Raw genomic sequence first — 16,805 nt, 5'->3', positions numbered from 1 at the left:
AATCGGATTACGGGCAGAAACCCTACCCCTCGGAAGCGCTTCGGGCACTTTTCTCCACGACCCACTGGCACACCGGCAGCTGCGGACGCCACGCGGTGAAGCCGCCGAGCGGTTCGGCGCGATGGATCTGGATGCGGCGCAACGCTCCTCCGTACTCCGCTGCCCAGCCCACGACCAGGGTCTCCGACTCGGCGGTCACCGCATTGGCGACCAGTCGGCCGCCGGGACGCAGCCGCGCCCAACAGGTTTCGAACAGGCCGGGCTGGGTGAGGCCGCCGCCGAGGAATATCGCGTCGGGTAGGGGTAGGTCGGCGCGGAGCTCCGCGAGCACCTCGCCGCGGATCTCGATGCCCGGGACTCCGAGGGCCGCCGCGTTGGCGGCGATCTGGTCCCGGCGGGGCGCGGAACGCTCGAATGTGATTGCGCGGCAGGACGGATGGGTGCGACACCACTCGATGGCGATGGTGCCCGAGCCGCCGCCGACGTCCCACAGCAGTTCGCCGGGAGCGGGGGCCAGGGCGGACAGCGACAGCGCGCGCACCTCGGCCTTGGTGAGCTGCCCGTCGCCGCCGTACGCGCTGTCGGGCAGGCCCGGAAGGCGGGTCAGGCGTGCGGCATTCGGGTCGGCGACGCAGTCGAGCGCGACGAGGTTCAGGGGGTCGCCGGGCGGTTCGGACCAGTCGCGGGCCGTACCCGAGACCATTCGTTCCCGGGGGCCGCCGAGTTGTTCCAGCACCGTCAGCGTCGATCCGCCGAAGCCGTTGCGCGCCAGCAGGTCCGCGAGCAACGCGGGAGTCCCGGCGTCCGCACTGAGGACCAGCAGCCGCCGCCGGTCGCCGAGTTCGGGAAGGACGGTCGCCAGCGGGCGGCCCACCACGCTCACCACGGGGGTGTCGGCCAGGCCCCAGCCGAGTCGCGCGCACGCCAGCGACGCCGACGACGGTTGCGGCAGCACCCGCAGCGCCTCGGGTCCGACCAGCCGTGCCAGGGTCGCGCCGATGCCGTAGAACATGGGATCGCCGCTGGCCAGCACGCAGACCCGCGAATCACGATGCGCGGCAAGCAGATCCGGCAGGGCGGGCAGCAGCGGGGACGGCCAGGCGACGCGGTCGGCGCGGGTCGCGTCGGCGGGGATCGACTCGAGTTGCCGCCGCGAGCCCATCAGGACCTCGGCCTCGGTCACGGCGCGGCGGCTCGGCCCGGGGAGTCCCGCCCAGCCGTCGGCCCCGATGCCGACGACGGTCAGGGGCCGCGTCATCGCGGCATCCGCCGCCACACCGATTGCGGCACCGCGCGGGCGACGACGAAGACCCAGCGCAGGATGCCGGGCACCCAGATCCGCTCGGCGCGGCGACGCAGCCCGGCCACCACGGCGTCGGCGACCTGATCGGGCGTGCTGGAGAACGGCGCGGGATCCATGCCCTCGGTCATGCGGCCGATGACGAAACCGGGACGCACCAGCAGCAGGTGAACTCCGCTGCCGTGCAAGGCATCCGAGAGCCCGCAGGCGAAGCCGTCCAGTCCGGCCTTGGCCGATCCGTAGACGTAGTTGGCGCGGCGCACTCGCGCGCCCGCGACCGAGCTGAACACCACGATCTGCCCGTCGCCCTGGGCGCGCATCAGATTCGCGAGGACGGTGAGCACGCCGACCTGGGCGACGAAGTCGGTCCGCAGGATCGCCACGGCCGCGGCCGGATCCTGTTCGGCGCGAACCTGATCGCCGAGCACGCCGAAGGCCAGCACCGCGACGCCGATGCGGCCGTGTTCGGCGACGAGCTTGTCCAGCAGCGGCTGATGGCTCGCCAGGTCGTCGGCGTCGAATTCGACGCGGTGCACGGCGGTCGCGCCCGCCTGTTCGACGCTCGCCTGTTCGGCGTCGAGATCGTGGCTGCGGCGCGCGGCCAGGATCACGACCCGGCCCGGCGCCAGCCGCCGCGCGACCTCGAGACCCATCTCGCTGCGGCCGCCGAACAGCACGATCGTCCCCGCGTCGATCTCGCGTCCTCGCACACCCATGGGCGACAGTCTGCCATTGGGCCTCGCGCGGCCGATTGCTACCGTCTGGAGAATGACGAACACCGGCTCCCGGATCGAACTGCCCGCGCCCGCACTCGAGTTCGTCACCGAACGGCATCTCGCCACCCTCACCACGCTGCGGGCCGACGGCACGCCGCACGTGGTCGCGGTGGGTTTCACCTGGGACGTCGAGGCGGGCATCGCGCGGATCATCACCATGGGCGATTCGGTCAAGGCCCGCAATGCCCGCGAACGCGGGTATGCGGCGGTGAGCCAGGTCGACGGGCCGCGCTGGCTCACCCTCGAGGGTCCGGCCGAGGTGCTGACCGATCGCGAATCCGTGGCCGAGGGCGAGAACCGCTACGCGCTGCGCTACCGGGTGCCGCGGGAGAATCCGCGCCGGGTCGTGATCGCGATCCGGGTGACGCGAACGTTGATCGGCAGCACGCTGCGCTGACCGGGCCTAGAGCACGGTGAGGCCGTGCGGGCGGTGGTTCATCGACTCGCAGCCGTCCTCGGTGACCACGACGATGTCCTCGATGCGGGCGCCCCATTCGCCGCGGAAGTAGATGCCCGGTTCGACGCTGAAGGCCATGCCGGGTTCGAGGACGATGTCGTTGCCCGCGACGATGTAGGGCTCCTCGTGGACCGACAGGCCGATGCCGTGGCCGGTCCGATGGATGAAGTGGTCACCGAAACCGGCCTCGGACAACGGGTTCCGAGCCGCGGCGTCGACCGCTTCGGCGGTCACGCCGGGACGTACGGCGGCCACGGCGGCGGCCTGGGCGCGTTCGAGTTGGGCGACACGGTCGGCGATCTCGGGGTCGGGGTCGCCGAGGACGTAGGTGCGGGTGGAGTCGGAGTAGTAGCCGGGATCGACCGGGCCGCCGATGTCGACCACCACGACGTCACCGGTGTCGACGCGGCGCTGCGACACCTCGTGGTGCGGGTCGGCGCCGTTGGGGCCGCTGCCCACGATGACGAAGGCGGCCTCGGTGTGGCCCTCCTCGACGATGGCGGCGGCGATGTCGGCGGCCACCTCGGCCTCGGTGCGGCCCGGGCGCAGCCACTCCCCCATGCGGGCGTGCACTCGGTCGATGGCCGCGCCCGCGCGGCGCAACGCGTCGATCTCGCTGTCGTCCTTGCGCATTCGCACCTGCCGCAGCACGCCGGTGGCCGAGACCGGCAGCGCGGTGAGCGTGTCGGCGATCGGCAGCAGGTGCAGGGCGGGCATGGCGTCGTCGACGGCGACCCGCGCCCCGGCGTTGAGGGCGGACTTCACCACGCGGTACGGGTCCACGCCGTCGGTCCAGTCCAGGATCCCCAGGCCGAGTTCGCCCGCGGCCGAACCCGCCAGCGAGGCCAGTTCCATCTTCGGGATCACCACCGAGGGGGTCTCGCCGCTCGCCGGGATCACCAGGCAGGTGAGCCGCTCGAAGGACTGGGCGCGGGAGCCGATGAGGTAGCGCAGGTCGGGGCCGGGCGTGATCAGGAGCGCGTCCAGGTGCGCGGCGCGGGTGAGCTCCGCCGCGCGCTCCAACCGTTTGCCGTAGACCTCGGCCCCGAACCGTGACTCCGTGTGCGCACTCATGGCCCCGACGTTACTAGCCCGCGCCGGACCGCTCGTCCCGATTCCGGGTAGCGTCTGCTCCCATGAACACCCCTGCCGCCGCCCCGTTGCTGCTGCTCGACGGGGCCAGTCTGTGGTTCCGGGCCTTCCACGCCATCCCGGAGAAGATCACCGCCCCCGACGGGCGGCCGGTCAACGCGGTCCGCGGCTTCACCGATATGGTGGCGGCGCTCATCACCCGGCACGCGCCCGGCCGACTGGTGGTGTGCCTGGATCTGGATTGGCGGCCGCGGTACCGGGTGGAGCTGGTGCCGTCCTACAAGGCGCACCGCCTCGACGACTCCGCCGACGCCGAACCCGGCGCGGAGGTCGTGCCCGACACCCTGACCCCGCAGGTGGACATGATCCTCGAGGTGCTCGCCGCGGCCGGGATCGCGACCGCGGGCGCCGCGGGGCTCGAGGCCGACGACGTGATCGGCACCCTCGCCACCCGGGAGCGCACCGACCCGGTGATCGTGGTGAGCGGGGACCGGGATCTGCTCCAGCTCGTGCGCGACGAGCCCGCGCCCCCGGTGCGGGTGTTCTACGCGGGTCGCGGCCTGGCGAAGGCGGAACTGTACGGCCCGGCGGAGGTGGCCGCGAAATACGGTGTGCCGCAACGGAACGCGGGCCCCGCCTACGCGGATATGGCGACCCTGCGCGGCGACGCCTCCGACGGGCTGCCCGGCGTCGCGGGCATCGGCGAGAAGTCGGCGGCCTCGCTCATCTCCCGATACGGCAGCCTGGACGCGCTGCTGGCCGCGGTGCGCGATCCCGAATCCGACCTCGCCCGCGGCGTGCGCGCGAAAATCGTTGCGGCCGAGGATTATCTGACGGCGGCCGCGCCCGTCGTGCGCGTGGTGTGCGACGCGGAGGTCGACCTGTCCGGGCCCGACCGGCTGCCCACCGCACCGGCGGATCCCGAACGGCTCCAGACCCTGGCCACCGCGTACAACGCGGAGAGCCCGATCAAGCGGCTGATCACCGCGCTGGAAACCAACGCGCGCTGAGCGTTTCGGCGTCGTGCCGTGGGTGCGGCGGCACGACGCCCGGATGCGAGCGCGATCAGCTCGGGCGGCCGACCTCGTAGGTGCCGTCGTCCTTGGTGATCTTGACGGTGACCTTCTTGGCCTCGCCGCCGACCTTGAGGGTGCAGTCGAAGGTCTTGCCGACCTCGACCTTCTGACCCGAGGGGCAGTTGACGTCCTGCACGTCGTCGATGCCGTAGGAGTCCTTGAGGACCTTCTGGACCCCGTCCTGCACGGCCTTGTTGTCGAGCTTGCTGCTGCTGAGGAAGACCACGGCGAGCACGATCGCCACCACGATCACGACCACCAGCGCGCCCAGGCCGATGAACAGCCCCTTGCGCGACTTCTTGGCCGGTTGCAGCTGCTGCTGATCCCACGGCTGCTGCTGTTGACCCCACTGCTGTTGCGGCTGGCCCCATTGCTGCTGCTGCGGCTGTTGCGGCTGCTGACCCCACTGCTGCTGGGTGGGCTCCCATGCCGACTGCGGCGGCGGCTGCTGCGGCCACGACGGCTGGCTCTGACCCCACTGCTGTTGCTGCTGGGGCGGGACGGGCTGCCAACCCTGCGGCTGCCCCCACTGCTGTTGCTGTGGCGGCTGCTGTCCCCAGTGCTGGGTGGGGGCGGCCGATCCGGGGGACGGCTGCTGACCGCCCCACTGCTGAGTCGGATCGTTGTTGCGTCCCTCCCCTGGACCAGGGGTCTCGTTCGGTCCGTACGGGCCGCTCATTGCCTGCCTCCACTCGCGCTCGTCGTACACACTCTCGCCCCCCGGGTAGGGTCACCGGTCCCTCACCGCGGTCGGTACACGAGAATCATCCAATCACAGTCGCTTGCACTGTGTTCGCATTGGCGGCGTTCGAGACATCAGGCGGCGTCGACGGCCACCACCCCGCGCCGGATCGCGCGCACGGCCTTGGCCGCGGTGGCGGCCACCTCGGTGTCGTCGGCGGTTTCGTGGATCTGATCGAGCAGGTCGACGACCTGACGGCACCAGCGCACGAAATCGCCCGCGGACAGCGGACTGCCCTGATCGCCGCTGGCGAGCAGGGATTCGGCGAGGCTGTCGCCGCGCGCCCACTTGTGCACGCCGGTCACGAAGCCGAGATCGGGTTCGCGGGTGGGCGGCAGCTTGTGCCGGGCCTCGTCGGTGCGCAGCCGACCCCACACGTCGACGGTCGCGCCCACCGCGCGGCGGATCGGGGCGGTCGGGCCCGAGGGGCCGAGGTAGCCGCCGGTCTCCTGCCGTGACTCGTAGACCAGCACCGAGACCACCGCGGCCAGTTCGGCCGGGCCCAGCCCGCGCCACAGGCCCTGCCGAAGGCATTCGGCCACAACGAGATCGGCCTCGGTGTAGATGCGGGCGAGGCGGCGGCCGTCGGCGGTCACCTCGCCGTCGTCGACGTACCCGCGCTCGGCGAGCAGGCCGACGATGCGGTCGAAGGTGCGGGCGAGCGAGTTCGTGGTGGCCGCGACCTGCTGGCGCATGGACTCGGTCTCGCGCTGCAACCGGTTGTAGCGTTCGCCGATGCGGGCCAGCTGTTCGCGATCGGGCCGGGTGTGGGCGGGATGCGAGCGCATGGCGCGGCGCAGGTTCTGTAGTTCGCGGTCGTCGGCGGCCCGGCTGCGCGCACCGCGACGCTGGCGGCCGGGGGCGCTGATCCCGGTGCTGCGCAGCGCCGAGGCCAGATCGCGGCGGGTGCGCGCGGTGCGGTGGTCGACATGCCGGGGCAGGCGCATGTGGCCCAAAGCCTGTGCGGGCGTGGGAAAGTCGGCCACCGAGACGCGTCCGGCCCACTTGTCCTCGGTGAGCACCAGCGGGCGCGGATCGCCGGGGGTCGCGTCGGGTTCGAGGATGACCGCGAGCCCCTGCCTTCGCCCGCTCGGGATGGCCACCACGTCGCCGCGCCGCAGCGCGGTCAGCGAGGCCACCGCCGCGCCGCGCCGATCGGCCCGGCCCTGGCGTTCCAGTTCGCGTTCGCGGGTCTTGATGCGCTCGCGCAGCGACAGGTACTCGAGGAAACCGTCGTCGCCGATCTGCGAGCGGAGTTTGCGCAGCGCGCCCTCGTTGCGTTCGATGCCCCGGACCAGGCCCACAACCGACCGGTCGGCCTGGAACTGGGCGAAGGAGCGTTCGAGCAGGGCCCGCGACTCCTCGGCGCCCATCCGATCGATGAGGTTGATGGACATGTTGTAGCCGGGCCGGAACGAGCTGCGCAGCGGATAGGTTCGGGTGGAGGCAAGCCCGGCCACCGCGCTGGTGTCGACGTCGGGGGTCCACACCACGACCGCGTGTCCCTCGATATCGATGCCGCGCCGCCCCGCGCGCCCGGTCAGCTGGGTGTACTCACCGGGGGTGAGTTCGGCGTGCGACTCGCCGTTGAACTTGACCAGCCGTTCCAGCACCACCGTGCGGGCGGGCATGTTGATGCCCAATGCCAGTGTCTCCGTGGCGAATACGGCCCGCACCAGACCGCGCACGAACAACTCCTCCACCGCGTGCCGGAAGGCGGGCAGCATCCCGGCGTGGTGGGCGGCCAGGCCGCGGTGCAGCCCCTCGCGCCACTCCCAGTAGCCGAGCACCTCGAGGTCGGTGCGCGGCAGATCGCCGGTGTGTTTGGTGATGATCTCCTCGACCAGGTCGAAGTCCTCGGGCCGGCTCAGATCCAGCCGCGAGCGCACGCACTGCGCGAGCGCGCCGTCGCACCCGGCCCGGCTGAAGATGAACGTGATGGCCGGGAGCAGACCCTCCTTGTCGAGCAGGGCCAGCATCTCCGGGCGCGGCAGCGACCGCGGATCGCGCCGCGGGCCGCCGCGACCGCGCGGGCCGCCCCAGTCGTGCATGCGGTCGGCGGCCTCGCGCTGCTTGATGTAGCGCACCAGGTCCTCGTCGACGAGGACCTTCTGGTCGCTGGAACGGGTGTCGAACAGGTCGAACAGCCGCCGCCCGACCAGGACGTGCTGCCACAGCGGGACCGGGCGGGTCTCGTCCACGATGACCGCGGTGTCGCCGCGCACGGTCTCCATCCACGCGCCGAACTCCTCGGCGTTGCTGACCGTCGCCGACAGGCTCACCAGCCGCACCTCGGGCGGCAGGTGCAGGATGACCTCCTCCCACACCGCGCCCCGGAACCGGTCGGCCAGATAGTGCACCTCGTCCATGACGACGTACGAAAGCCCTTGCAGCGCATCCGAACTCGCGTAGAGCATATTGCGCAACACCTCGGTGGTCATGACCACGACGGAGGCGTCGGGATTGAGCGACTGATCGCCGGTGAGCAGGCCCACCGCGCCGCGGCCGTAGCGTTCGACCAGGTCGGCGTACTTCTGATTGGACAGCGCCTTGATGGGCGTGGTGTAGAAGCATTTGCCCCCGGCCGCGCGCGCCAGATGCACCGCGAATTCGCCGACGACGGTCTTGCCCGCTCCGGTCGGCGCGCAGACCAGCACGCTGTGCCCGCCCTGCAGCGACTCACACGCCTGCCGCTGGAACGGATCGAGGGAAAAACTCAGTTCCGCGGCGAATGCCGCGAGTTCGCCGGAAAGCGACCGATGTGCCACTCGTCAGAGAGTATCGGAGTAGTCCGACACCGGGCGCGGAGTTTTGTCCGGCGTGGTGGTGATCGACTCGGCCGGGCGCACCGGTTCGGGCGCGCCGACGGGGGCGGCCGCGGCCGAATCGTCGAGCGGGGACGCCTCGTCGTCGCTCAGCGCACCCCAGTCGTCGCCGCGCCGGGCGCGTCGGCGGTCGTTGAGCCGCGCGATCTGCACCGCGATCTCGAACAGCACGGTCAGCGCGGCCGCCAACGCGAGCATGGAGAACGGATCCTGCGGGGTGACGACGGCCGCGAAGACGAACAGGCCGAAGACCATGCCGCGCCGCCACTTCTTGAGCTTGGCGTAGCTCAGCACGCCGATCATGTTGAGCCCCACCACGAGCAGCGGGGTCTCGAAACTCACACCGAAGATGATCAGCAGCTGGATGATGAAGCCGAAGTACTGCGTACCGCTTAGCGCGGTGATCTGGACATTGCTGCCGATGCCCATGAGGAAGCTCAACGCGTGCGCGACCACCCAGTAGGCCAGCACCGCGCCGGTGACGAACAGCGCCGCGCCCGCGGTCACGAAGCTGATCGCGTACTTGCGCTCCTTCGCGTACAGCCCCGGGGTGATGAACGCCCACAGCTGATACAGCCACACCGGGCAGGCGAGCACCACGCCCGCGGTCAGGCCGACCTTGAACCGCAGCATGAACTGCTCGAACGGCGCGGTCGCCAGCAGGCGGCAGGCGCCGTCGGTGGTGAGCTGAGCCCGATGCGCCGGCGGCAGCGAACAGTACGGTCCGCGCAGAATCTCACCCAGGCTCTCGATGCCCAGGAACGAGTGCGCGTACCAGAAGAAGCCGAACGCGGTGGTGAGCGCGACCGCCAGCAGCGACTTCAGCAGCCGGGACCGCAGTTCCTGCAGATGCTCGACCAACGACATGGTGCCGTCGGGATTCGTCCTGCGCCGGCTGCGCCGGGGGTCGAACGGAATGCGCATGGAAGTGACTGCCTCGCTGATCGCCTGAGCGTCCGGACATGATTCGACCCGGGACGAGAATTCTCATCCCGGGGGTAACGCGGACCTGCTACGCCTTGTGCGTTTCCGGCTTGGCCTGCGGGGCCGCGGCATTGGGCTGCGCCGGGGGCAGCTCCTGCTGCGCGGGCGCGGGAGTCTGTGCCGCCGGAGTACCGCTCTGGGAGCCGTCGTTGTGCATCTCGTTCATCTCGCTCTTGAAGATGCGCAGCGACCGCCCGAGGCCCCGGGCCGCGTCCGGCAGCCGCTTGGCGCCGAACAGCAGCAGGAACAGCAACGCAATGATGAGCCAGTGCGTCGGGCCGAATGAACCCATGGATTACCTCCAAAGACTGTGGTATTTCCGATGCTACCGGACCTGGTCTCGGCGAACGCCCTCGTCAGCCCTTCGCCGAACGCAACTCTGCCAGCAGTTCCGGACCGGACCACCTGCGGGGGTCGCCGTTCTCGGCGGCGGTGATCAACGCGACCAGGCGCGCGTTGACCGGGGTGGGGACGCCGACCATCCGGCCCAGGTTCACGATTTCGCCACAGAGCCAAGCGATTTCGGTCTTACGGCCCAGCGCCAGATCGTCGGCCATGGACGAGCGGGCCATCGGATCGATCGCCAGCACCCGGCCCGAGACCCGGCGGAACAGCGGATCGGGCACGGTGAGCAGGCGGGTCATCAGCTCCGGCGGCAGCGGGGTGAGCCGCGCGGGACGGATGCGGGCGCGCTGCATGACGGTCAGCGCCTCGGCTTGGGTCAGGGCCAGGCAGCGGCGGTAGTCGCGCTGGGACAGCTCCTCGCGCAGGGCACGGCCGGACAGGGCGTTGACGGCGTTGTTCAGATTCAGCAGCAGTTTGGCCCACTGCACCGGCCGCAGGTCGGCGTGCCGGTCCAGGGCGAGCCCGGCCCGGCCGAACAACGGGGCGAAGCGGCGCAGCGCGGGATCGTCGGCGACGGCGAGGCCGCCCTCGGTGCCGCGGTGGACATGGCCGCCCTCGTGCTGGATCACGTTGAACATGACCATGCCCGCGAGCACCACACAGGACGGGAGGATCTCGCGGATCGTGCTGTCGTGGCCGATCCCGTTCTGCAGGCTCACCACCGCGGTGTCGGGCCGGATCACCTCGGCCAGTTGCCGCGCGGCCTCGGCGGTCTGCGCGGACTTCACGGTGATGAGCACCAGATCGGCGATGGCGGCGCTATTGGGTTCGGTAGCGGTGTGGAAGGCGCCGGGCGCCACCCGATCGTCGCCGCCGTCGAGATCGGTGAGACGCAGGCCGGTGTCGGCGAGCGCGTCGAGCACGCGCGGCCGACCCACGAAGGTGACGTCGGCGCCCGCGGCCGCCAGCTTGCCGCCCACGAACAGCCCGACGCTCCCGGCGCCGAGCACCGTCACGCGAAAGGTCAAGCGGGACCGACCTCCTCGATCACGGTCTCGGCGTACCCGGCGTCGTCGTAGGCGGCCAAGGCGGCGCCGGACCGTTCGCGCACGGCGGTCACCAGTTCGGCGGGGCCGAGAACCGTGACGCCCGAACCGAATCCGAGCAGCAGCCGAGCCATCCAGTCCAGGGTGGCGAACCGCATGGTGGCCTCGACGCTGCCGTCGGCGTGCACGGCCACCCGGTGCATCGGGTACTGGTCCAGTACCCACGCGTAGTCGGAGCGAATCCGCAAGCGCGCCAAGGGAACCGCGGGATCGTCGGAGAACAGGTCCAGGCCTGCGGTCTCGTCGGTGGCGTGGCTGGGCGGCCGGGCGGGCTCGTCGAGTTCGGTGGCCTCCTCGATGCGGTCGAACCGGAACAGCCGCACGCCCTCGGCCTGGCGGCACCACGCCTGGAGGTAGGAGTTGTTGTCCACCAACACGATTCGGATCGGATCGACCACTCGTTCGGAGACCACGTCGCGACTGGACGAGTAGTACACCAGCCGCAGCGCGCGGGTGTGTGCCAGGGCCGAGCGGACCGTGGTGACGGCGGGCGCCTCGACGAGCGGGGTGCTCGCGCCGGTTCCGTCCGGTCCCTTGTCGCCCGCGATGGCGGCCTCGATCTTGGCGGTGGCCGACTGGGCGGCGGTCGGATCGACCATGCCGGGCAGGGCGGCGATCGAGCGCAACGCCACCAGCAGGGCGGTGGCCTCGGTGGAGGTGAGCCGCAGCGGCCGGTCCATGCCCGCGGAGAAGGTGACCTCGATGCTCTCCTCGGAGAACGACAGGTCGATCAGATCGCCGGGGCCGTAGCCGGGCAGGCCGCACATCCACAGCTGGTTGAGGTCGTTCATCAGCTGTTTGGTGGTCACGCCCAGATCGGCGGCGGCCTCGGCCGCGCTGATGCCCGGGTGGGCGAGCAGGTAGGGAACCATGTTCAGCAGCCGGGACAGCCGGGTTGCCAGGCGGGTGCTCACGCGCCGACCTCCGTGCGCTCGAGCACCGACCGCAGCCGGTCGATGACGTCGGCGCGCAGTTCGGCCGGGGCGAGCACGAGGGCGTCGGGGCCGAGTCCGGTGATCAAGCGCGCCAACCAGTCCCGCGAGCGCACCGGCACCTCGACGATCGCGCCGGATCGCCCGCCCACCACGCGCTCCTCGACGATCGCGCCGAGGCGGCGGATCTCCTGCCCGCGGCCGTCGGCGACCCAGACCGTGGCCGAGCCGGTGACGGGCGCGGCGCCGGTGACCTCGCCGACGATCTTGCGCAGGTCCACCCCGTCGGGTTTGCGGACCGCGTTCTCCGGGCCGTACGCGGTGACATCCTCACCGATACGCGAGAGCCGGAAGGTCCGCACGGCGTCGCGGTCGCGGTCGTGCCCGACGAGGTACCAGCGGCCGTGATGGGTGACCACACCCCAGGGTTCGACATCGCGCATGAGATAGGGCGCGCTGTGCGAGACCCGGTGCTCGAACCGGACGGCCCGGCCCGCATCGATGGCCGCCAGGAGTTTGCCCAGCGCCGCCTCCGAGCCCCGGGTGCGGGCGGGCACGGCGGGCACCGACGCCAGGGCCGCGTCGGGTTCGACGTGCACGCCCGCGGCGCGCAGCTTCAGCAGCGCGCCCTCGGCCGCGGTCGCCAACTCCGGCGACTCCCACAGCTGCACCGCCACCGCGACCGCGGCGGCCTCCTCGCTGGTCAGATCGATGTCGGGTAGTTCGTAGGCATCGCGGTTGATGCGATAGCCCTCCTGGCCCGAGTACCGCCCCACCGGTCCGGTCTCGAGCGGGATCCCCAGATCGCGCAGTTCGTTCTTGTCCCGCTCGAACATCCGGCTGAACGCCTCGTCGCTCACCGAATCCTCGTAACCGGCGACGCTGTCCCGAATCCGCTCCGCGGTCAGGAACTGCCGGGTCGACAACAGCGCGATGACCAGATTCATCAGCCGTTCGACCTTGGATATCGCCACCCGATAGAGAGTAATGCGCAGGCGGGGATCGATGCGCGGTGGTCCGGGGTTTCGATGGAAGCCGCGTCAGTTGAGAAGTTCCACTCTGCACGGCAGGCCGGGTGCCTTCGCAAGTCGCGCGTCCGCAGTCAGCAAGGGCACCTCCAGTCGTGCGGCCAGTGCGGCGTACAGAGCATCGTAGAAACTGATCGTGTGGCGGAGCTCCCATGCGTCGGCGGCCAGCGGGCCGTGGTGTACATACCGCTGATCCACCAACAGCGTCGCCATGCGCAGCGCCGCTACACCACGATCTGTCTTGATCGCTCCTTGTCGCTCCTTCTTCCGCAGTACACTGCCCACCTCGGCATCGATGAGATGCGGTGCGTGACAAGTTGATTGAGAGATTCTCTCGGCGGCTCGGATCCCGACCTCGCTCTCGACGATCAGTGCTATGACCAATGCCGACGCGTCGACCACCAATTCATCACTCACCCCGAATCTCCCGCAGGGCCTCCAGAATCGACTCCGCAGTCGCTCCCGTCCCCGGATCGCGCTTCAAATGCTCGCGGTATGCCTCCATTGCCGCGATTTTCGCACGTCGTCGAGCGATCCTGCTCACCTCCCGCTGCATGTAAGCCTGCAGCGACATACCCTCCTCTGCGGCCGCTTCGCGCAGCAGTTCAGCGTCCTCGTCCCGAATGTTCCGTACCTGAATGGTTGCCACAGCGCCATTTTAGCGCTACTAGCGTCGCTCCCGGGCTACATCGAGGCGATCAGCCGATCCACCCGCTCGTCCACCGATCGGAACGGATCCTTGCACAACACCGTGCGCTGGGCCTGGTCGTTGAGCTTCAGATGCACCCAGTCGACGGTGAAGTCGCGCCCGGCCTCCTGGGCGGCGGTGATGAAGTCGCCGCGGAGTTTGGCGCGGGTGGTCTGGGGTGGGGTGGTGACGGCCGCGTCGACCGATTCGTCCTCGGTGACGCGCTTGGCCAGGCCCTTGCGTTGCAGCAGGTCGAAGACGCCGCGGCCGCGCTTGATGTCGTGGTAGGCCAGGTCGAGCTGGGCGATCTTGGGATCGGACAGGTCCATGCCGTAGCGGTCCTGGTAGCGCTGGAACAGCTTGCGCTTGATGACCCAGTCGATCTCGGTGTCGACCTTCGCGAAGTCCTGGGCCTCGACCGCGTCGAGGGTGCGGCCCCACAGGTCCACGACGGCGTCGACCTGCGGGTCGCGCTCGCGGTTGCGCAGATGCTCGACCGCGCGGGCGTAGTACTCGCGCTGGATGTCCAGGGCGCTGGCCTGACGGCCACCGGCGAGCCGCACCGGGCGACGGCCGGTGAGGTCGTGGCTCACCTCGCGGATGGCCCGAATCGGGTTGTCCAGGGCGAAGTCTCGGAACGACACCCCGGCCTCGATCATCTCGAGCACCAGCGCGGCCGTGCCGACCTTGAGCATGGTGGTGGTCTCGGACATGTTCGAGTCGCCGACGATCACATGCAGGCGGCGGTACTTCTCGGCGTCGGCGTGCGGCTCGTCGCGGGTGTTGATGATCGGCCGGGAGCGGGTGGTCGCGGACGACACGCCCTCCCAGATGTGCTCGGCCCGCTGCGACAGGCAGAAGGTCGCGGCCTTGGGGGTTTGCAGCACCTTGCCCGCGCCGCAGATGAGCTGGCGCGTCACCAGGAACGGCAGCAGCACATCGGAGATCCGGGAGAACTCGCCCGCGCGCACGACGAGGAAGTTCTCGTGGCAGCCGTAGGAGTTGCCCGCGGAGTCGGTGTTGTTCTTGAACAGGTAGATGTCCCCGCCGATGCCCTCCTCGGCCAGGCGCTGCTCGGCGTCGATCAACAGCTCCTCGAGCACCCGCTCACCCGCGCGATCGTGGGTGACCAGCTGGACCAGGCTGTCGCATTCGGCCGTGGCGTACTCCGGGTGGGAACCGACGTCGAGGTAGAGCCGGGCGCCGTTGCGGAGGAATACGTTCGAGCTACGGCCCCAGGAAACCACCCGGCGGAACAGATACCGGGCCACCTCGTCAGGGCTCAACCGACGGTGACCGTGGAACGTGCACGTCACCCCGAATTCGGTCTCGATCCCCATGATTCGTCGCTGCACCCTATCGACATTACAGCCATGTCATGCCCGAAAGTGGCTGTGCGAGCAAGCCGATGCATACGTCTTCGCAACGATTCCGCCGCGAAGCATCCCGCTGACCGGGCGGGGACAGCGGAAATACGCCGATTCCCCGCGCCCGGGACGACCGGGACGCGGGGAATCGGAGTAGACGGGATCCGCTACGGGTTGGACGGATCTCCCGCCGACGGGGTCTCCGTGTCCGCGGAGTCGCCGCTCGGCAGCAGCGCCTCGAGAGCGGGTCCGTTGATCCGGCGGAAGGCCCGGCGCGGCCGGGCTTGCTCGAGGGTCGCCACCTCGAGCGACTGCACGCCGAGGGTGCGCTTGTCCTTGTCCGCGCCCTCCGGGGCGCCCTTCTGCAGGGCCGCCACGGCCACATCGATCGCGGCCTGCAGGTCCAGTCCCGGACGGTAGGACCCCTTGAGCGCGGTGACGATGGGTTCGGTGTTGCCGCCCATCACCACGTACTCGCGCTCGTCGACGATCGACCCGTCGAAGTTGATCCGGAACAGCACCGAATTCGGGTTCTGCTCGGGATAGGCCACCTCGGCGATGCAGATCTCGACCTCGAACGGCTTGAGCTGATCGGTGAAGATCGTGCCCAGCGTCGAGGCGTACATGTTCGCCAGCGCCCGGCCGGTCACATCGCGCCGGTCGTACTGGTACCCGCGCAGGTCGGCCTGGAGAATGCCGCCCCGGCGCAGGTTCTCGAACTCGTTGTACTTGCCGACCGCGGCGAACCCCACCCGGTCGTACAGTTCACTCACCTTGTGCAGCGTCGCCGAGGGGTTCTCGGCCACGAACAGCACACCCTTGTCGTACACCAACACCACGACACTGCGGCCCCTCGCGATGCCCTTGCGCGCAAGTTCGGTCTTGTCGCGCATGATCTGCTCGGCCGACGCGTAGTACGGCAGTGTCATGCCTTGGCACTCCTCTCCTCCGCCGTGCGCTCGTCGACGATCGTCCGCGCGATCTCGGCGAGTCGGCCGTCGGAAACCTCTTCGGCCCCTTCGGCATTGATCACGACCGCGGTCGGGAAGATGTTGCGCAGCAGATCCGGCCCACCGGTCGCGGTGTCGTCGTCGGAGGCGTCCAGCAGCGCCTCGACGGCGATGCGCAGGGCGCGGTCCTCATCGATACCGTGCTGGTAGGTCTTCTTCAACGACGTCTTGGCGAACATCGAACCCGAGCCGACCGCGGTGTAGCCGAACCGCTCCTCGCTGCGCCCGCCGACCACGTCGTAGGACACGATGCGCCCGGCCCGGTCCTGATCGGTGGCCTCGAAGTCGTAACCGACCAGGATCGGCACCACGGCCAGGCCCTGCAACGCGGCGGGCAGGTTGTCGCGCACCATCTTCGACAGCTTGTTGGCCTTGCCGTCGAAGGTCAGCGACACGCCCTCGATCTTCTCGTAATGCTCCAACTCCACGGCGAACAGCCGGATCATCTCCACCGCCACGCCCGCGGTACCGGCGATGCCGGCCGCGGAGAACGTGTCGGTGATGTAGACCTTCTCCATGTCGCGGCTGGCCAGCAGGTTGCCCTGGGTGGCACGCCGGTCGCCCGCGATCAGCACGCCGCCGCGGTAGCTCACCGCGACGATGGTGGTGCCGTGCGGGGCGATGTCCTGCGACGACGAACCCCGCGGGACATCGGCGACACGCCCGAATCCGTTGCCGGACAACAGATCCGGGGCGTGTTCCCGCAGGTATTCGGAGAAGGAGGACAGGGCGTACCCCACGTGGAGCCGCAAGGGGTCACCTGATGTCACTGGCCGCCTTTCTGAACGTACGCGCGCACGAAGTCCTCCGCGTTCTCCTCGAGCACATCATCGATCTCGTCGAGTAGGTCGTCGGTTTCCTCCGCCAGTTTCTCGCGACGCTCCTGACCCGCGGCATCGACGCCGGCGGCGTCGTCGTCCTCGTCGCCACCACCGGCGCGCTTGGTCTGCTCTTGTGCCATAGCAGCCGACCTCCTCTGTACTGATATCGGCGAGCATCGGAGAAGATCCGATGCTCGTACGTCAACACTACCCAGCGGCGACGACAACGGGCCGGATTACACCGCAATGAACCCCC

The 16,805-nt window shown here is 69.9% G+C and carries 18 protein-coding genes; 2 read left to right on the top strand and 16 right to left on the bottom strand.

Features of this window, described 5'->3' with window-relative positions; genetic code table 11:
- Positions 1–22: 22 nt before the first annotated feature.
- Positions 23–1,258: a precorrin-6y C5,15-methyltransferase (decarboxylating) subunit CbiE gene (cbiE, locus tag ACFYTQ_RS04805; RefSeq protein WP_387357300.1), complete on the bottom strand. Its 1,236-nt coding sequence runs from the start codon at positions 1,256–1,258 to the stop codon at positions 23–25.
- Positions 1,255–2,016, bottom strand: coding sequence for an SDR family NAD(P)-dependent oxidoreductase (locus ACFYTQ_RS04800; RefSeq protein ID WP_387357299.1), 762 nt, complete (start codon positions 2,014–2,016; stop codon positions 1,255–1,257). The genes cbiE and ACFYTQ_RS04800 overlap by 4 nt, the downstream gene beginning before the upstream one ends.
- A gap of 52 nt (positions 2,017–2,068) precedes the next feature.
- Between ACFYTQ_RS04800 and ACFYTQ_RS04795 the strand changes: the two genes are divergently transcribed.
- Positions 2,069–2,473 (top strand): PPOX class F420-dependent oxidoreductase, encoded by a 405-nt coding sequence (locus ACFYTQ_RS04795; protein WP_387357298.1) that lies wholly within the window; start codon positions 2,069–2,071, stop codon positions 2,471–2,473.
- A 6-nt stretch (positions 2,474–2,479) separates the two neighbouring features.
- Here ACFYTQ_RS04795 and ACFYTQ_RS04790 read toward each other — a convergent pair whose 3' ends face one another.
- On the bottom strand, positions 2,480–3,607 hold the full coding sequence (locus ACFYTQ_RS04790) for a M24 family metallopeptidase (RefSeq protein WP_387357297.1): 1,128 nt from the start codon (positions 3,605–3,607) through the stop codon (positions 2,480–2,482).
- A 62-nt stretch (positions 3,608–3,669) separates the two neighbouring features.
- Between ACFYTQ_RS04790 and ACFYTQ_RS04785 the strand changes: the two genes are divergently transcribed.
- Positions 3,670–4,635: a 5'-3' exonuclease H3TH domain-containing protein gene (locus ACFYTQ_RS04785; RefSeq protein ID WP_387357296.1), complete on the top strand. Its 966-nt coding sequence runs from the start codon at positions 3,670–3,672 to the stop codon at positions 4,633–4,635.
- Between the two features lie 55 nt (positions 4,636–4,690).
- Here ACFYTQ_RS04785 and ACFYTQ_RS04780 read toward each other — a convergent pair whose 3' ends face one another.
- The 13 genes from ACFYTQ_RS04780 to ACFYTQ_RS04720 all read right to left on the bottom strand — a co-directional run bounded on the left by ACFYTQ_RS04780 (position 4,691) and on the right by ACFYTQ_RS04720 (position 16,689).
- Entirely contained in the window at positions 4,691–5,380 is a 690-nt protein-coding gene (locus ACFYTQ_RS04780) for a DUF4333 domain-containing protein (RefSeq protein WP_387357295.1), read from the bottom strand.
- 137 nt (positions 5,381–5,517) lie between these two features.
- On the bottom strand, positions 5,518–8,211 hold the full coding sequence (locus ACFYTQ_RS04775; protein WP_387357294.1) for a DEAD/DEAH box helicase: 2,694 nt from the start codon (positions 8,209–8,211) through the stop codon (positions 5,518–5,520).
- Between the two features lie 3 nt (positions 8,212–8,214).
- The gene (gene tatC / locus ACFYTQ_RS04770; protein WP_387357293.1) at positions 8,215–9,192 is read right to left on the bottom strand and encodes a twin-arginine translocase subunit TatC; all 978 of its coding nucleotides are present in this window, start codon (positions 9,190–9,192) and stop codon (positions 8,215–8,217) included.
- Between the two features lie 88 nt (positions 9,193–9,280).
- The gene (tatA, locus tag ACFYTQ_RS04765; RefSeq protein WP_387357292.1) at positions 9,281–9,544 is read right to left on the bottom strand and encodes a Sec-independent protein translocase subunit TatA; all 264 of its coding nucleotides are present in this window, start codon (positions 9,542–9,544) and stop codon (positions 9,281–9,283) included.
- Positions 9,545–9,608: 64 nt separating this feature from the next.
- Positions 9,609–10,625: a 2-dehydropantoate 2-reductase gene (locus ACFYTQ_RS04760; protein WP_387357290.1), complete on the bottom strand. Its 1,017-nt coding sequence runs from the start codon at positions 10,623–10,625 to the stop codon at positions 9,609–9,611.
- The gene (locus ACFYTQ_RS04755) at positions 10,622–11,617 is read right to left on the bottom strand and encodes a helix-turn-helix transcriptional regulator (RefSeq protein WP_387357288.1); all 996 of its coding nucleotides are present in this window, start codon (positions 11,615–11,617) and stop codon (positions 10,622–10,624) included. The genes ACFYTQ_RS04760 and ACFYTQ_RS04755 overlap by 4 nt, the downstream gene beginning before the upstream one ends.
- Positions 11,614–12,609, bottom strand: a complete 996-nt coding sequence (locus ACFYTQ_RS04750; protein ID WP_387357286.1) for a helix-turn-helix transcriptional regulator — start codon at positions 12,607–12,609, stop codon at positions 11,614–11,616. Before ACFYTQ_RS04750 ends, ACFYTQ_RS04755 begins: the two co-directional genes overlap by 4 nt.
- 66 nt (positions 12,610–12,675) lie before the next feature.
- Positions 12,676–13,080 (bottom strand): type II toxin-antitoxin system VapC family toxin, encoded by a 405-nt coding sequence (locus tag ACFYTQ_RS04745; protein WP_387357284.1) that lies wholly within the window; start codon positions 13,078–13,080, stop codon positions 12,676–12,678.
- Positions 13,073–13,312 carry an antitoxin gene (locus ACFYTQ_RS04740; protein WP_387357282.1) on the bottom strand — a complete coding sequence of 80 codons (240 nt, stop codon included), beginning with the start codon at positions 13,310–13,312 and terminating at the stop codon, positions 13,073–13,075. Before ACFYTQ_RS04740 ends, ACFYTQ_RS04745 begins: the two co-directional genes overlap by 8 nt.
- Positions 13,313–13,347: 35 nt before the next feature.
- Positions 13,348–14,706, bottom strand: coding sequence for a Pup--protein ligase (pafA, locus tag ACFYTQ_RS04735; RefSeq protein WP_387357281.1), 1,359 nt, complete (start codon positions 14,704–14,706; stop codon positions 13,348–13,350).
- Positions 14,707–14,885: 179 nt separating this feature from the next.
- Positions 14,886–15,647 (bottom strand): proteasome subunit alpha, encoded by a 762-nt coding sequence (prcA, locus tag ACFYTQ_RS04730; protein ID WP_387357279.1) that lies wholly within the window; start codon positions 15,645–15,647, stop codon positions 14,886–14,888.
- Complete coding sequence (gene prcB / locus ACFYTQ_RS04725) at positions 15,644–16,498, bottom strand: proteasome subunit beta (RefSeq protein WP_387357277.1); 855 nt, start codon at positions 16,496–16,498, stop codon at positions 15,644–15,646. Before prcB ends, prcA begins: the two co-directional genes overlap by 4 nt.
- The gene (locus tag ACFYTQ_RS04720; protein WP_387357275.1) at positions 16,495–16,689 is read right to left on the bottom strand and encodes a ubiquitin-like protein Pup; all 195 of its coding nucleotides are present in this window, start codon (positions 16,687–16,689) and stop codon (positions 16,495–16,497) included. The genes prcB and ACFYTQ_RS04720 overlap by 4 nt, the downstream gene beginning before the upstream one ends.
- Positions 16,690–16,805: the final 116 nt, after the last annotated feature.

Origin of the sequence: Nocardia sp. NPDC004068 (assembly GCF_042874315.1) — a bacterium.
Lineage (GTDB): Bacteria > Actinomycetota > Actinomycetes > Mycobacteriales > Mycobacteriaceae > Nocardia.
The sequence above is the reverse complement of the archived record's forward strand: the minus strand, read 5'-3'. Positions and strand labels throughout refer to the sequence as shown.

What these genes read in the sequence shown, in the direction of transcription:
- tatC (WP_387357293.1), bottom strand. Translation starts at nt 9,192, where the DNA reads ATGCGCATTCCGTTCGACCCCCGGCGCAGCCGGCGCAGGACGAATCCC.
- ACFYTQ_RS04800 (WP_387357299.1), bottom strand. Translation starts at nt 2,016, where the DNA reads ATGGGTGTGCGAGGACGCGAGATCGACGCGGGGACGATCGTGCTGTTC.
- ACFYTQ_RS04780 (WP_387357295.1), bottom strand. Translation starts at nt 5,380, where the DNA reads ATGAGCGGCCCGTACGGACCGAACGAGACCCCTGGTCCAGGGGAGGGA.
- prcA (WP_387357279.1), bottom strand. Translation starts at nt 15,647, where the DNA reads ATGACACTGCCGTACTACGCGTCGGCCGAGCAGATCATGCGCGACAAG.
- ACFYTQ_RS04790 (WP_387357297.1), bottom strand. Translation starts at nt 3,607, where the DNA reads ATGAGTGCGCACACGGAGTCACGGTTCGGGGCCGAGGTCTACGGCAAA.
- tatA (WP_387357292.1), bottom strand. Translation starts at nt 9,544, where the DNA reads ATGGGTTCATTCGGCCCGACGCACTGGCTCATCATTGCGTTGCTGTTC.
- ACFYTQ_RS04795 (WP_387357298.1), top strand. Translation starts at nt 2,069, where the DNA reads ATGACGAACACCGGCTCCCGGATCGAACTGCCCGCGCCCGCACTCGAG.
- cbiE (WP_387357300.1), bottom strand. Translation starts at nt 1,258, where the DNA reads ATGACGCGGCCCCTGACCGTCGTCGGCATCGGGGCCGACGGCTGGGCG.
- ACFYTQ_RS04785 (WP_387357296.1), top strand. Translation starts at nt 3,670, where the DNA reads ATGAACACCCCTGCCGCCGCCCCGTTGCTGCTGCTCGACGGGGCCAGT.
- ACFYTQ_RS04720 (WP_387357275.1), bottom strand. Translation starts at nt 16,689, where the DNA reads ATGGCACAAGAGCAGACCAAGCGCGCCGGTGGTGGCGACGAGGACGAC.